Below are 15,012 nucleotides of genomic sequence, written 5' to 3'. Positions count from 1 at the left end.
TCACCTCTTTCCGGCGCGCTTTTTTATAGAGCGCTGTTCGGTTAAGGCGCCCGGGTTGGCTCCGGGCGCACTCCGTGTGCTTACAGGTTGTAGCCACGCTCGTTGTGCAAGGCGAGATCGAGCCCCACTGTTTCCTCCTCGTCAGTGACCCGCAGGCCCATGACCAGGTCGATCACCTTGAGGATCACGAAGGTGACGATGGCGGTGTAGATCACGGTGAAGGCCACGCCCTTGAACTGGATCCACAACTGCAGAGCGATGCTCTCCACCTCGCCGAAGCCGCCCAGTGCGGGCGCGGCGAATACCCCGGTGAGCAACGCGCCGACGATGCCGCCGATGCCGTGCACGCCGAAGGCGTCGAGGGAGTCGTCGTAGCCCATCTTGCGTTTCAGGCTGGTGGCACAGAAGAAGCAGATCACCCCGGCCGCCAGGCCGATGACCAGGGCGCCCACCGGGCCGACAGTGCCGGCGGCCGGCGTGATGGCAACCAGGCCGGCGACCACGCCGGAGGCAATGCCCAGGGCGCTGGGTTTACCGTGAGTGATCCACTCGGCGAACATCCAGGCCAGTGCCGCCGCCGCCGTAGCGATCTGGGTCACCAGCATGGCCATGCCGGCCGTACCGTTGGCCGCCACGGCAGAGCCGGCATTGAAGCCGAACCAGCCGACCCAGAGCATGCCGGCGCCGATCAGGGTCAGCCCCAGGTTGTGCGGCGCCATGGCCGTGGTCGGAAAGCCCTTGCGCTTGCCCAGCACCAGGCAGGCGACCAGACCGGCGATACCGGCATTGATGTGCACCACGGTGCCGCCGGCGAAGTCGAGCACACCCCAGTCCCACAGCAGGCCACCGTCGCCACCCCAGACCATGTGCGCGATGGGCGCGTAGACCAGGGTAAACCAGACAGTCATGAACACCAGCATGGCGGAGAACTTCATGCGCTCGGCAAAGGCGCCGACGATCAACGCGGGGGTGATGATGGCGAAGGTCATCTGGAAGACGATGAACACGCTTTCCGGGAAGGCCGCAGTCAGGCTGTCGGGGGTCACGCCGTTAAGGAACGCGAGGCCCAGACCGCCGACGAAGGAGTTGAAGTTGACAACCCCCGCTTCCATGCCAGTGGTGTCGAATGCCAGGCTGTAGCCGTAGACCATCCACAGGATGCTCATCAGGCCGGTGATGGCGAAGCATTGCATCATCACCGAGAGGATGTTCTTGGAACGGACCATGCCGCCGTAGAACAACGCCAGGCCGGGAATGGTCATGAACAGCACCAGCGCCGTGGCCGTGAGCATCCAGGCGGTATCGCCGCTGTTCAACACAACCTCGTCGGCCAGGGCCAGGCCAGGGAAAACGAGGGACAAAAGGGCTCCTAGCCCTGCGAATCTTCGCAGAGTCATGGTTTAACTCCTGGGGCGGGGGGTTCGGAGGCTTAGATCGCGTCGGTATCGGTTTCGCCGGTACGGATGCGGATCGCCTGTTCCAGGTTGACCACGAAAATCTTGCCATCACCGATCTTGCCGGTGTTGGCCGCCTTGGTGATGGCCTCGATGACCCGATCCAGCTGGTCGTCGGCGATGGCCACGTCGATCTTCACCTTCGGCAGGAAATCGACTACGTATTCGGCGCCGCGGTACAGCTCGGTGTGGCCCTTCTGACGCCCGAAGCCCTTGACCTCGGTGACAGTGATGCCCTGCACGCCAATCTCTGACAGTGATTCACGAACGTCGTCCAGCTTGAACGGCTTGATGATGGCAGTGACTAACTTCATGAAACTTTCTCCCGTGTAAGGTGGACTTGCCCCAGGAATTACGAACCCGACTCAAGTCTAAGCGCAGTGTCTGGCTTTTGTAATGCATCGGCTGTCCTTGCTTGGCGACCCCGATACCCACCAACCGCTCCTGGCGAAAGGCGTTCTGCCTCGCCGGATGCACTGGAACTGCATCGGTGCATCCGTCACCTGCGTCCAAGCAGAAATCTTGCCAATTTAGCGAAAAGCGCTTTTTTTCAGTCAGTTACCAGCAAAATGCTGTCCGAACGCGCACTGCACCAGGAGAATAGCGCACGATATCGGTGCGCGCCCGCCAGCTGCCATGCGCGAAAAGTGTGCAGCCGGCCGGCGCACCCGGCGACGTGCTACACTCGCCCGCTCTGCTACTGGAACCTCGCCATGCTGCCGCCCAAAGCCCTGCTCGATGCCCTCGGCTCCCACGCCTCGCGCCTGTTCAATGGCGATACGCCGCTTCCGCGCAGCGAGTTCGAAGCCCAGTTCAAGGCGCTGCTGCAGAGTGGCTTCAGCAAGCTCGATCTGGTCAGCCGGGAAGAATTCGACAGCCAGATGACCGTGCTGGCGCGCACTCGCGCCCGCCTGGAGGCCCTGGAAGCCAAGGTCGCCGAACTGGAAGCCCGCCTCGCGACAGAGCCCGCGCCGCCCGCCGAGTAAGCACTCGGTCCATGGCGGCAGACGATCAAGGAGCGATCGATGTCCCTGGCCATAGTCCATAGCCGCGCCCAGGTGGGCGTCGAGGCCCCCGCCGTCACGGTCGAGGCGCACCTGGCCAATGGCCTGCCGTCGCTGGCACTGGTCGGCCTGCCCGAGACCGCGGTCAAGGAAAGCAAGGATCGCGTGCGCAGCGCCATCCTCAACTCGGCGTTCGACTTCCCGCCGCGGCGCATTACCCTGAACCTGGCCCCGGCTGACCTGCCCAAGGACGGCGGCCGCTTCGATCTCGCCATCGCCCTGGGCATCCTCGCCGCCAGCGGTCAGGTACCCGGCGCCGCCCTGGAGCAGCTCGAGTGCCTGGGGGAGCTGGCCTTGTCCGGCGCCATACGCCCAGTCCAGGGCGTGCTGCCCGCCGCCCTCGCCGCGCGCTGCGCCGGACGCACCCTGGTGGTGCCCAGGGCCAATGCCGAAGAAGCCAGCCTGGCCTCGGGCCTGAGCGTGATCGCCGTCGACCATCTGCTGGAACTGGCCGCGCATCTCAACGGGCATACGCCAATCGCCCCCTACCAGGCCCAAGGCCTGCCGCGCCAGGCGCAGCCATACCCGGATCTGGCCGAGGTACAGGGCCAGGTGGCGGCCAAGCGCGCCCTGCTGGTCGCTGCCGCAGGCTCACACAATCTGCTCTTCACCGGCCCGCCCGGTACCGGCAAGACCCTGCTGGCCAGCCGCCTGCCCGGCCTGCTGCCGCCGCTGGACGAGGCGGAGGCCCTGGAGGTCGCCGCCATCCACTCGGTGGCCAGCCATGCGCCGCTGGACGCCTGGCCGCAGCGCCCGTTCAGAAACCCCCATCACAGCGCCTCCGGGCCGGCCCTGGTCGGCGGCGGCAGCCGCCCGCAACCCGGCGAAATCACCCTGGCCCATCAGGGCGTGCTGTTCTTGGATGAGCTGCCGGAATTCGACCGCAAGGTCCTGGAGGTACTGCGCGAGCCCCTGGAAAGCGGCCAGATCGTCATCGCCCGGGCGCGCGACAAGGTACGTTTCCCTGCACGATTTCAGCTGGTGGCCGCCATGAACCCCTGCCCCTGTGGATTTCTCGGCGACCCCAGCGGCCGCTGCCGCTGCACCCCGGAACAGATCCAGCGCTACCGCGGCAAGCTGTCCGGACCGCTGCTCGACCGTATCGACCTGCATGTCACCGTCGCCCGGGAAGCCACCGCGTTGCATGTGCCAACTGGCGAATCCGGCGCCGACAGTGCCAGCAGCGCCGCCCGGGTCGCCGCCGCACGCCGGCACCAGCTGCAGCGCCAGGGCGTGGCCAACGCCTTTCTCGACCTGCCCGGCCTGCGTCAGCACTGCAGCTTGCTGGCGACCGATCAGGCCTGGCTGGAGAGCGCCTGCGAGCGCCTGGGTCTGTCCCTGCGTGCCGCGCACCGGATCCTCAAGGTGGCGCGCACCCTGGCCGATCTGGAGCAGGCCGAGCAGATTGCCCGTCAGCACCTGGCCGAAGCCCTGCAGTACCGCGGCCACCCGCAGAGCTGAGCGCGGCGCCGCCGGCGCTCAGCCGATGCGCTCGACCGCGGGCAAGCGCATCGCCGCCACTTCGGCGAGGAGAAAATCGCGCAGCCGCTGGAAGCGCTCCTGGCCGCGGCGCGCCTTCGGCCAGACCAGGTAGTAGCTGCAACCGCTGGGCACGGCGCAGGGCCAAGGCAGCCCCAGGCGGCCCTGCTCGACATCCTCGGCGATCATCACCAGGTCGCCGATCGACACCCCATAGCCGCGCGCCGCGGCGACCATGCCCAGCTCCAGGGTGTCGAATACCTGGCCGCCCTTGAGCGGCACCTGCTCGCCCAGGTCCATTGCCTGCAACCATTGGCGCCAGTCGCGCCGGTCCGGCGTCGGATGCAGCAACTCGGCGTCCTGCAGCCGCGCCAGATCCCAGGGCGCGGCGCCAACCGCTTGCGGCGCGCAGACGGGGATCAGCCACTCGTCGAACAGCCGTGTCACCTGCCACTCCTCGGCAAAGCCACCGGCACTGAGCAGCACCGCGCAATCGAAGGGCTCATGCTGGAAATCCACCTTGTCCACGTCCATCCAGGCACTGGTCAGCTGCACCTCGATGTCGCGCTGCTGCAGGCGAAAGCGCGACAGCCGCGCCAGTAGCCAGCGCATGGTCAGGGTCGAGGGCGCCTTCAGGCGCAGGATCGCATCGTCCACACGCAGCAGGGTGCAGGCGCGCTCCAGGGCATCGAAACCCTCGCGCAAGCCGGGCAGCAACTGACGTGCCGGCTCGGTCAGTTGCAGGCTGCGACCGCGGCGCTCGAACAGACGGCAGGCGAAGTGCTCCTCCAGGGTGCGCACATGCCGGCTCACCGCGCTCTGGGTGATCGCCAGCTCTTCGCCGGCGCGGGTGAAGGAGCCGTGCCGTGCCGCCGCCTCGAAGGCACGCAGGGCGTAGAGCGGTGGAAGGCGTCGATTCACAGCGCCACTCCATGAGTATTAGTCATGCATTGCATCGTTTTTTTCCCTTTGTGGCCGTCGCCTCAACTCCCGAGAATTGCAGAATTCTCGGCCTGCACGAATTCCCGTGGCAAGCCCTTTCACTGAGCCAAACTCATCATGAGCCACGCCCTTCGCAATGAACTCCTGGCCATCCTGCGCCTGGCCGGCCCCCTGATCGCCGCGCAACTGGCCCATGTGCTCATGGTCTTCACCGATACCGTGATGATGGGCCTGCTCGGCCCGCAGGCCCTGGCCGGCGGCGGCCTTGGCGCAGCCAGTTATTCATTCGTGTCGATATTCTGCGTCGGCGTGATCGCCGCCGTCGGCAACCTGGTGGCCATCCGCCATGGCGCGAACGACCCGGCCGGGGTCACCCGCCTGACCCAGAACGGCCTCTGGCTGGGCTGGACGCTGGCCTTGCTGGCCGGCCTGGCGCTGTGGCACCTGCAGCCGCTGCTGCTGCGCCTCGGTCAGTCGCCGCAGAACGTGGCCGCGGCCATGCAGTTTCTCGGCACTCTGGTGTTTGCCCTGCCCGGCTACATGAGCTTCATGGCCCTGCGCGGCTTCACCAGCGCCATCGGCCGGCCCGGACCGGTGATGGCGATCAGCATCGGCGGCGCGCTGGCCAACTTCGTGCTCAACTATGCCCTGATCGAGGGCTGGTTCGGCCTGCCGCACCTGGGGCTGGCCGGCATCGGCCTGGTCACCGCCCTGGTGATGAATGCCATGGCCCTGCTGCTGACCTGGCATGTGCTGCGCCACCGTGCCTATGCCGGCTACCCGCTCGCTCGTGGCCTGCTGCGCCCGGCCAGGGGCGAGCTCAAGGAGCTGTTGCGCCTGGGCCTGCCGATCGGCGGCACCTATGCCGTGGAATCCGGATTGTTCGCCTTTGCCGCCCTGTGCATGGGGGCGTTGGGCAGCAGCCAGCTGGCGGCCCACCAGATCGCCGTGCAGTCGGTGTATGTGGCCTTTATGGTGCCGGTGGGCATTTCCTATGCCGTGACCTTTCGCATCGGCCAGCACTTCGGCGCCGGCCGCCTGTCCGAGGCACGCCGCGCCGGCCACCTGGGCCTGGCCCTCGGCGCCGGCTGCATGCTGGGCTTCGCCAGCCTGTTCTGGCTGGCGCCCGAGTGGGTCATCGGGCTGTTTCTCGATCGCTTCGACCCGGCCTACCGCGAGGTGGTCGCCCTGGCTGCCGGCCTCCTGGCGATCGCCGCCTGGTTCGAGCTGTTCGACGGTATCCAGACCATCGCCATGGGCGCGATCCGCGGCCTCAACGATGGCAAGACCACCTTCCTGGTCGGCCTGGGCTGCTATTGGGTGGTCGGCGCGCCCCTGGCCTGGACCCTGGCCTTTGTCCTGGGCTGGGGCGCCGCAGGCGTCTGGTGGGGCCTGGCCGGCGGCCTGGGCTGCGCAGCGGTCGGCCTGAGCCTGTGCTTCGAACGCAAAACCGCTTGCCTGCTGCGCCAGAGCGCCTGCACCGCGCAACTGGCCGCGCGAGCCTAGCGCACGGGTGCGCCCAGGCCCGGCAGCGGCTGGCGCAGGCCGAAGACCAGCAGGCGCGCCAGTTCGTTCAACGGCAGCGCCTTGCTGATCAGGTAGCCCTGGATCTGGTCACAGCCGAACTGGCGCAGCAAGGCCAACTGCTCGGCGCTTTCCACGCCTTCGCCGACCACCTCGAGGTTGAGGTTGTGCGCCAGGTTGATCATCGCCCGCACCAGCTGCCGGTTTTCCGTCCGCCCATCCATGCCGGCGACAAAGCTGCGGTCGATCTTCAGCAGGGTGATCGGCAGGTTGTTGAGATGGACGAAGGAGGAAAAACCGGTACCGAAATCGTCCAGCGAGAACCGCACGCCCAGCTGCCCCAATGCCTGCATGGTCTGCTGCACCCGGTCGCTGCGGCGCATCACCGCGGTCTCGGTCAGCTCGAACTCCAGCCAACGGGCATCGACCCCGCGCTCCTCGATCAGACGCTGCAGGGTCGCCAGCAGCTGGCTGTCCTGGAACTGGCGGAACGACAGATTGATCGCCATATGCAGCGCCGGCAGGCCCCTCCCACGCAACCACTGCATGTCGCGCAGCGCCCGGGAGATCACCCAGTAACCGAGTGGCACAATCAGGCCGCTTTGTTCGGCCAACGGCACGAACTCGTTCGGTACCAGCAGACCACGCTCGGGGTGACGCCAACGCACCAGTGCCTCCAGGCCGACGATCTGCCCGCTTTGCAGGCACAGACGCGGTTGGTAATGCAGCTCCAGCTCGTCGCGGCGCAGACCACGGCGCAGCTCGCCCTCCAGATCCGCCAGGCTGCGCACGCGGCGATGGATACGCTGATCGAACAGATGCCAGGTACAGCCCTGCTGGCTCTTGGCCTGCTGCATGGCCGTGTGCGCGTGCCACATCAAGGAGTCGGCGTCGCCGTCCACGCGGGCGTAGGCAAGGCCCAGGCTACAGCCGAGCAGCAGGCTCTCGCCGTCGACCCAGTAGGGCTCCCCCAGGGCTTCGCAGATGCGCTCGGCCAGGCGCTCGGCACGCGCCGGATCGCGCCGGGTATCGAGCAACAGGGCGAACTCGTCACTGCCCAGGCGGGCGAGGATGTCACCGGATTTCAGCTGCGCCTTGAGCCGTGCCACTACCTGCAGGATCAGACGGTCGCCGGCCTGGTAGCCGAGGGCATCGTTGGCATGGCGGAAGTTGTCCAAATCGAGATGACCGAGCGCCAGCCCGCTGCCGCCCTGCTCGAGCTGGCGGGCGGCCAGCAGGGTCTGGAAGCCCTGGCGATTGGCGATTCCGGTCAACGCATCCTGCTCGGCCAACCGCTGCAGGCTCGCCACCAGGCCACTGCGCTCGCGCAGATAGCGCAGGCTTCGGCGCAAGGCGTCGAGACTGAAGGAATCGGCCACCAGCCAGTCGACCACCCCGGCTGGCACCTGCCGGGGCTCCTGCTCCAGCAGCAGGACGATCGGCAGTGAACACAGCCCCGGCTCGGGCAGCCGATCGGGCGTACACAGCAACAGGCATTGGCCGGGCTCGTCGAACAGGCTGCTGGCCGCCTCCCAGGACGGCACGCTGATCAGGCTGTGGCCACAGCCGAGGGCATCCAGCGGGTCACGCAGGCGCAGCGCCCATGACCTCGATTCGGTCAACAAGAGCAAGCGTATTGGTTCGACTGGCGCAGCCACTGGACTCCCGTTAAGCGAATAGAAGGCGGGCACCCTGAACGGCAGTGGGCGCACCGCCGAGAAAGCTTGAACACGGGAACGAAGCTACCCAAGTGCACCCAGAGCGGCCAGTAGCAGAGCGGGAAGCTGTGAGCGAGATCATGTCCCTGAGCAAAAGCGGCGGCCCAGAGCCCTTTGCCGGCTGGGCCGGGACGGGTGCGATCAGGCGAGGTGGGCGAGCGGCGCCGCAGGCAGGCGGTGCATCTGCCGCTGCAGGAAGGGCTGCAGCTCATGCAGCGGCAGGGGCTTGCTGATCAGGTAGCCTTGCCCCTGGTCGCAGCCGAATTGCTGCAGCAGGGTCATCTCGGCTTCGGTTTCCACACCTTCGGCGACCACCTCCAGGCCCAGATTACGCGCCAGGTTGATCATCGCATTGACCAGCCGGGCCTGGTCGGCATGCACCGCCATGCCGGAGACGAAACTCTTGTCCAGCTTGAGCAGGGAAATCGGCAGGCTGGCCAGGTGGACGAAGGACGAATAGCCGGTGCCGAAGTCGTCCAGCGAGAAGCGCACCCCCAGGTTGCCCAGGGTCTGCATGGTGGCCAGCACATAGTCACTGCGGCGCATCACCGCGGTCTCGGTCAGCTCGAACTCCAGCCAGCCCGCGTCGACCGCGCAATCGTCGATCAGGCGCTGCACGGTCGGCAGCAGCTGGCTGTCCTGGAACTGGCTGAACGACAGGTTGACCGCCATGTGCAGCGGCATGTCACGCTCGGCCAGCCAGCGCAGGTCCTGCAGGGCACGAGCCACCACCCAGTAGCCGAGCGGCACGATCAAGCCGCTCTGCTCGGCCAGCGGGATGAACTCCTGCGGGTAGAGCAGCCCGCGTCCTGGGTGACGCCAGCGTACCAGGGCCTCCAGGCCGACGATGGCGCCGCTATTGAGGTCCTGGCGCGGCTGGTAATGCAGCACCAGCTCGTCACGCCGCAGGGCCCGGCGCAACTCCGCCTCGAGATCGGCCAGGGTGCGGGTCTCGCTGGAGGTTCGCTCGTCGTACAAATGGTAGCTGCAGCCTTCCTGAGCCTTGGCCTGCTGCATGGCCAGGTGGGCATGCCAGAGCAGCGGATCGGCGTCCTCGCCGGCGCGGCCGTAGGCCAGCCCCAGGCTGCAACCGAGAATCAGGCTCTCGCCTTCTATCCAATAGGGCTCGGCCAGCGTCTGCATCAGCGCCATGGCCAAGGGCTCGACCCGCAGCGCCGACTGGCTGATATCGAGGAGCAGGGCGAACTCGTCGCTTCCTATCCGCGCCAGACTGTCCTGGGGTTGCAGCAGCCCCTGGATACGCTCGGCCACCTGTTGGATCAACAAGTCACCGGCCAGATGGCCGAGACTGTCGTTGGCATGGCTGAAGTTATCCAGGTCCAGATAGCCCAGCAGCAGCCCGCGCCCCTGATTCTGTTGCAGGCGCTGGCGCAACAGCCGTTGGAAACCCTGGCGATTGGCGATACCGGTCAGCGGATCGCGCTCGGCCTGCACTTGCAGACGCTGGCGCTGGCGACTGTAATCCAGGCAGCGGCGCAACACCTCGGCGGTCAGGCTGTCGCGGGCAAGCCAGTCCTGGGCGCCGGCCAAGGGCTCCAGCGGCGGGCGCTCGAGCAGCAGGATGGGCGGCAACGGGCAGTCGTCGGCTGGTGGTTGGCATGGCGGGGTGCAGAAGATAAGGTCGGGGGCCTGTTGCCGATAGCGACGCCGGGCGTCCTCCCAGCTGCTGGCGACGAACAACCAGGCCGGCTCGGGCTGCTCGGCGAGCAACGAATCGAGCAGCTTCACCCAGTGGCTTTCTGTCGTCACTATCAGCAGTCGGCAGAAATCGCGTTGGCAGGTCACGTAACCTCCGCAGGGCCCTAGTTCACAAACTACATTAACTTATAGCCTCATCCACCTAATTAAGCACAAAAAAATGACGATTGCCACCTTATCGTCATTTCCTTGACGGCCGCCGTGACCAGGGCCCCTGGCCGACATTCCTGATAGAATCTGCGCCCTTTTTCCCAACTCCCATAGCCCATGTCCCGACTCAATCCCCGGCAGCAGGAAGCCGTGAACTACGTCGGCGGCCCTCTTTTGGTGCTCGCCGGCGCAGGCTCCGGCAAGACCAGCGTGATTACCCGCAAGATCGCCCACCTGGTGCAGAACTGCGGCATCCGCGCCCAGCACATCGTCGCCATGACCTTCACCAACAAGGCCGCGCGCGAGATGAAGGAGCGCGTCGGCACCCTGCTCAAGGGCGCCGAGGCGCGCGGCCTGACCGTGTCGACCTTCCACAACCTGGGCATGAACATCATCCGCAAGGAGTACGCGCGCCTGGGCTACAAGCCGGGCTTCTCGATCTTCGACGAGGGCGATATCAAGGCGCTGCTCAGCGACATCATGCAGAAGGAGTACGCCGGCGACGACGGCATCGACGAGATCAAGAACTACATCGGTTCCTGGAAGAACGACCTGATCCTGCCCGACCAGGCCCTGGCCGAGGCCCGTGGTCCCAAGGAGCAGACCGCAGCCATCGTCTACCTGCACTACCAGCGCACGCTCAAGGCCTATAACGCGGTGGACTTCGACGACCTGATCCTGCTGCCGGTGAAGCTGTTCCAGGAGCACGCCGACATCCTCGAGAAGTGGCAGAACCGCATCCGCTACCTGCTGGTGGACGAATACCAGGACACCAACGCCAGCCAGTACCTGCTGGTGAAGCTGCTGGTGGGCATGCGCAACCAGTTCACCGTGGTCGGCGACGACGACCAGTCGATCTATGCCTGGCGTGGCGCCCGCCCGGAGAACCTGATGCTGCTCAAGGAAGACTACCCGTCGCTGAAGGTGGTGATGCTCGAGCAGAACTACCGCTCCACCAGTCGCATCCTCAAGTGCGCCAACGTGTTGATCGCCAACAACCCCCACGCCTTCGAGAAGCAGCTGTGGAGCGAGATGGGCATGGGCGACGAGATCCGGGTGATCCGCTGCCGCAACGAGGACGCCGAGTGCGAACGGGTGGCGCTGGAGATCCTCACCGAGCACCTGCGCACCCAGCGCCCCTACAGCGACTACGCCATCCTCTACCGCGGCAACTACCAGGCCAAGCTGATGGAGCTGAAGCTGCAGCACCATCAGATCCCCTATCGCCTCAGTGGTGGCACCAGCTTCTTCGCCCGCCAGGAGGTGAAGGACCTGATGAGCTACTTCCGCCTGCTGGTCAACCCGGACGACGACAACGCCTTCCTCCGGGTGATCAACGTGCCGCGCCGCGAGATCGGCTCGACCACCCTGGAGAAACTCGGCAACTACGCCACCAGCCGCAAGATCAGCATGTACGCCGCCGCCGGCGAACTGGGCCTGCAGGAAGTGCTCGATAGCCGCTTCACCGAGCGCCTGGCGCGCTTCACCAAGTGGATGGACCGGGTGCGCCAGGAATGCGCGCAGAACGACCCGATCGCGGCGATCCGCAGCATGGTGATGGACATCGACTACGAGAACTGGCTGCGCCAGAACGCCTCCAGCGACAAGGTCGCCGACGCGCGCATGGGCAACGTCTGGTTCCTCGTCGAGGCGCTGAAGAACACCCTGGAGCGCGACGAAGACGGCGACATGACCATCGAGGACGCCATCGGCAAGCTGGTGCTGCGCGACATGCTCGAGCGCCAGCAGGAGGAAGAGGAAGGCGCCGAGGGCGTGCAGATGATGACCCTGCATGCCTCCAAGGGCCTGGAATATCCCTCGGTGTATATCCTCGGCGTGGAGGAGGAAATCCTCCCGCACCGCTCCAGCATCGAGGCCGATACCGTCGAGGAAGAACGCCGCCTGGCCTACGTTGGCATCACCCGCGCCAAGCGCAACCTGACCATGACCTTCGCCGCCAAGCGCAAGCAGTACGGCGAGATCATCGACTGCTCGCCAAGCCGCTTCCTCGACGAACTGCCGCCCGAGGACCTGGTCTGGGAAGGCCAGGAAGACGCGCCCCCGGAGGTCAAGGCGGCCACCGGCAACTCGGCACTGGCCAACATGCGCGCCCTGCTGAAAAAATGACCGATCTCAACCCGGCGCAGACCGGCACCGGCACAACCAAGAGGGACACCGCGTGGAAGCGCTGAAACAGAAAATTCGCGACGAAGGCATCGTGCTCTCCGAGCAGGTGCTGAAGGTCGATGCCTTTCTCAACCACCAGATCGATCCTGTGCTGATGCAGCAGATCGGCCACGAGTTCGCCCAGCGTTTCGCCGGTCAGGGCATCAGCAAGATCGTCACCATCGAGGCTTCGGGCATCGCCCCGGCGGTCATGGCCGGGCTGGAGTTGGGCGTGCCGGTGATCTTCGCCCGCAAGTACCAGTCGCTGACGCTCAAGAACGACCTGTACATCTCCAAGGTGTTCTCCTTCACCAAACAGACCGAGAGCACCATCGCCATCTCCGCCAAGCACCTGAGCAGCGCCGATCATGTGCTGCTGGTCGACGATTTCCTCGCCAACGGCCATGCGGCCAAGGCCCTGATCGACGTGATCGGCCAGGCCGGCGCGAGCATCGCCGGAATTGGCGTGGTGATCGAGAAGTCGTTCCAGGCCGGCCGCGCCGAGCTGGACGCTCTCGGCTACCGGGTCGAATCCCTGGCGCGGATCAGCTCTCTGGAGGCTGGCCAGGTCGACTTTCTCGACGAGTAGCCTGCAGCCCCGCCAGCAATAGGCGCCGATACAGGGCCTCACGCACGCCGCACGGCTGGGCCAGGCCCATGCGTGCCAGCTGCGCCGCGAAAGCATCGCTCGGCGGAGCCGCCACCAGCGCCTTGAGCAGTGCCGCGAGAATGCCGAGCCGGGTCTTGGGCTTGAGCCAGTGCAATGCCCGCAGCAGATCACGCTCCTCAGCGGTGAAATCGCAGCCCAGCGGATACTCGTCGAACAGCGTCGGATGCCGCGCCTGCAGCGCCTGCAGGCGCCACGGCAGGTTATCGGTGAGGCGCGGATCGAGGCGAAAGTCCCTGGGTAATTTACCTGCCTGTTGCGCTTGGGTGATCAGCGCCGGCTGGAAACGTGAATCGCTGATCGCCAGCAGCGCCCCGATCACCTCGGCATCGTTCTTGCCGCGCAGGTCGGCGATGCCGTACTCGGTCACTACCATATCGCGCAGGTGGCGGGGAATGGTGGCATGGCCATAGCTCCAGACGATGTTCGAGCTGATTCGCCCGGCCGCCTCGCGCCAGCTGCGCAGCAGCAGGATCGAACGCGCGCCGTCCAGCGCATGGGCCTGGGCGACGAAGTTGTACTGCCCGCCGACGCCGCTGAGCACCCGCCCATCCTCCAGCTGATCGGCCACCGCGGCGCCGAGTAGGGTCATGCAGAACACCGAGTTGACAAAGCGTGCATCGCGACGCTGCAGGCGCTTGAGCGGTTCTTCACCATGCAGCTCATTGATGAAATGGATCCCGCACATGGCGAAATGCGCGAGCCGCTCCGGCCCCATTGCCCGCAAACGCCGGTAGAAATCGGCGGGACCGAGAAAGAATCCACCGTGCAGCACCACCCCACCCGCCGCCGGGCGCAGGAAATCATCCAGAACAGCCTGGGTCTGCGGATCACTCAGCACGCTCGCCAGCTGGCGACCATCGGGTAACTGCAAACGGTCGCCACGCAGCTGCAACGCGCCGTCCAGCAGGCCGCCGGCCTGCAACCAGGCCAGACTCCGCGCATCCAACTCGGCGGGCACCCCGGCGTCGAGCAAATGCTGCACGCTACGCGGGCGGCCCAGGTCATCCAGCGCCCCGGCCGTCGCCAGCCGCTGCACGCGCAGTTCGGGATAGACCCGGCGCCGCACCACCCCGGCCTCGGCCAGCGCCAGCAAGCCGTAGGCGAACATTTCACTGCAGCCGTACAGGCCTTCGGCAAAGGGCCCCAGGTTGTCATCCTGGCCAGCCGAGGCCCCCTGCAACGCCGTCAGGACCGAGCGGTAACCGGCATTGTCACGATGACGGGCCAGCAGCGCCGCGCTCAACGCATCGCCCATCGAACCGATACCGATCTGCAGGGTACCGCCGTCACGGATCAGGCTGCTGGCATGCAGGCCGATGCAGTGATCCTGCACACCGACCGGCATGTTCGGCGTGGAGAACAGGGTAGTGCGCTCCACCTCCCGCACCTGCAGATCGAAGCTGTCGCGGCGCACCTGCGCCGCCCCCGCCATATAGGGCAGCGCCTCATGCACCTGGGCCAGACACAGAATGTGCTCCCCAGCCCCACGGCGCTCGGCCAGCAGCGGCAGCAGGTCCAGGGTGATATCCGGGTTGCAGCTGAGACTGAAGTACTGCGGCCTCTGCGGGTCGCACGCGACCAGCTGGGCGATCAGGTTCACGCCCTTGTCGTTGAGATCGCGGGCAACATGGCTGTAATTGCAGCTGATGTAGTCCTGCTGCGCCGCCGGGCAGTCCAGCAGGCTGCCCGGCTGCAGGTAGAACTGCTCGATGTGCACATTGGCCGGCAGGCGGCCGGCGCGCAGGTCGGCGAGAAAATCCAGTTCGGGGTAGTCGCCGTAGATGCGCTCGACCACTGGCTCGAGGAAGCGCCGCTGCAGATCATGCGAGGCGCCCGGGCGCTCCAGGCACAGGGCGGTATAGATGGTCAGCCGGCGCTCGGGCAAGCCCTTGATCCGCGCGTACAAGGCATTGACCCAGCGGTTCGGCTTGCCCAACCCCAAGGGCAGGCCCAGCCGAATCGGCCCTGGGATGTCCCGCAGCACCCGCTCGACAGCTTGCTCGATGGAACACCACTGCGACACCTGGCGACCCCCAACTGCATCCATGAGAGATTCAGTTTGGACCCTGCGAGGTGCCTTGTAAGAAAATGGCACTGCGCCAACATGCAAAAAGCCGCCCGAAGGC

Annotated in this window: 11 protein-coding genes; 5 read left to right on the top strand and 6 right to left on the bottom strand. The window is 66.2% G+C overall.

Annotated elements, in window-relative coordinates; translation table 11 throughout:
* Positions 1 to 80 precede the first annotated feature (80 nt).
* Positions 81 to 1,397: an ammonium transporter gene (locus tag AB5S05_RS02110; protein WP_369285763.1), complete on the bottom strand. Its 1,317-nt coding sequence runs from the start codon at positions 1,395 to 1,397 to the stop codon at positions 81 to 83.
* 32 nt (positions 1,398 to 1,429) lie between these two features.
* Positions 1,430 to 1,768 (bottom strand): P-II family nitrogen regulator, encoded by a 339-nt coding sequence (gene glnK / locus AB5S05_RS02105; protein ID WP_003096476.1) that lies wholly within the window; start codon positions 1,766 to 1,768, stop codon positions 1,430 to 1,432.
* A gap of 399 nt (positions 1,769 to 2,167) precedes the next feature.
* On the opposite strand from glnK, the gene AB5S05_RS02100 reads away from it, so the two are divergent.
* Positions 2,168 to 2,440, top strand: coding sequence for an accessory factor UbiK family protein (locus AB5S05_RS02100; RefSeq protein ID WP_369285762.1), 273 nt, complete (start codon positions 2,168 to 2,170; stop codon positions 2,438 to 2,440).
* A gap of 39 nt (positions 2,441 to 2,479) precedes the next feature.
* The gene (locus AB5S05_RS02095) at positions 2,480 to 3,979 is read left to right on the top strand and encodes a YifB family Mg chelatase-like AAA ATPase (RefSeq protein ID WP_369285761.1); all 1,500 of its coding nucleotides are present in this window, start codon (positions 2,480 to 2,482) and stop codon (positions 3,977 to 3,979) included.
* Positions 3,980 to 3,997: 18 nt separating this feature from the next.
* Here AB5S05_RS02095 and AB5S05_RS02090 read toward each other — a convergent pair whose 3' ends face one another.
* On the bottom strand, positions 3,998 to 4,918 hold the full coding sequence (locus tag AB5S05_RS02090) for a LysR substrate-binding domain-containing protein (RefSeq protein ID WP_369285760.1): 921 nt from the start codon (positions 4,916 to 4,918) through the stop codon (positions 3,998 to 4,000).
* 138 nt (positions 4,919 to 5,056) lie between these two features.
* Here AB5S05_RS02090 and AB5S05_RS02085 point away from each other — a divergent pair, with 138 nt between their 5' ends.
* Positions 5,057 to 6,445, top strand: a complete 1,389-nt coding sequence (locus tag AB5S05_RS02085) for a NorM family multidrug efflux MATE transporter (RefSeq protein ID WP_369285759.1) — start codon at positions 5,057 to 5,059, stop codon at positions 6,443 to 6,445.
* Here the strand turns inward: AB5S05_RS02085 and AB5S05_RS02080 are convergent.
* Positions 6,442 to 8,121, bottom strand: coding sequence for a putative bifunctional diguanylate cyclase/phosphodiesterase (locus AB5S05_RS02080; RefSeq protein WP_369285758.1), 1,680 nt, complete (start codon positions 8,119 to 8,121; stop codon positions 6,442 to 6,444). The genes AB5S05_RS02085 and AB5S05_RS02080 overlap by 4 nt on opposite strands.
* 201 nt (positions 8,122 to 8,322) lie before the next feature.
* Positions 8,323 to 9,987, bottom strand: coding sequence for a putative bifunctional diguanylate cyclase/phosphodiesterase (locus AB5S05_RS02075; protein WP_369285757.1), 1,665 nt, complete (start codon positions 9,985 to 9,987; stop codon positions 8,323 to 8,325).
* Between the two features lie 180 nt (positions 9,988 to 10,167).
* Here AB5S05_RS02075 and rep point away from each other — a divergent pair, with 180 nt between their 5' ends.
* A complete protein-coding gene (rep, locus tag AB5S05_RS02070) occupies positions 10,168 to 12,177 on the top strand; it encodes a DNA helicase Rep (protein ID WP_369285756.1) in 2,010 nt (669 codons plus the stop codon).
* Between the two features lie 52 nt (positions 12,178 to 12,229).
* Positions 12,230 to 12,805, top strand: coding sequence for a xanthine phosphoribosyltransferase (locus tag AB5S05_RS02065; protein ID WP_369285755.1), 576 nt, complete (start codon positions 12,230 to 12,232; stop codon positions 12,803 to 12,805).
* On the opposite strand, the gene AB5S05_RS02060 is transcribed toward AB5S05_RS02065, so the two are convergent.
* Entirely contained in the window at positions 12,762 to 14,933 is a 2,172-nt protein-coding gene (locus AB5S05_RS02060) for an acetyl-CoA hydrolase/transferase C-terminal domain-containing protein (protein ID WP_438943522.1), read from the bottom strand. The two genes, AB5S05_RS02065 and AB5S05_RS02060, sit on opposite strands and share 44 nt — an antisense overlap.
* Positions 14,934 to 15,012 lie beyond the last annotated feature (79 nt).

Source organism: Pseudomonas zhanjiangensis, assembly GCF_041027545.1.
Lineage (GTDB): Bacteria > Pseudomonadota > Gammaproteobacteria > Pseudomonadales > Pseudomonadaceae > Aquipseudomonas > Aquipseudomonas zhanjiangensis.
This window is presented reverse-complemented; position numbering and strand designations above follow the sequence as displayed.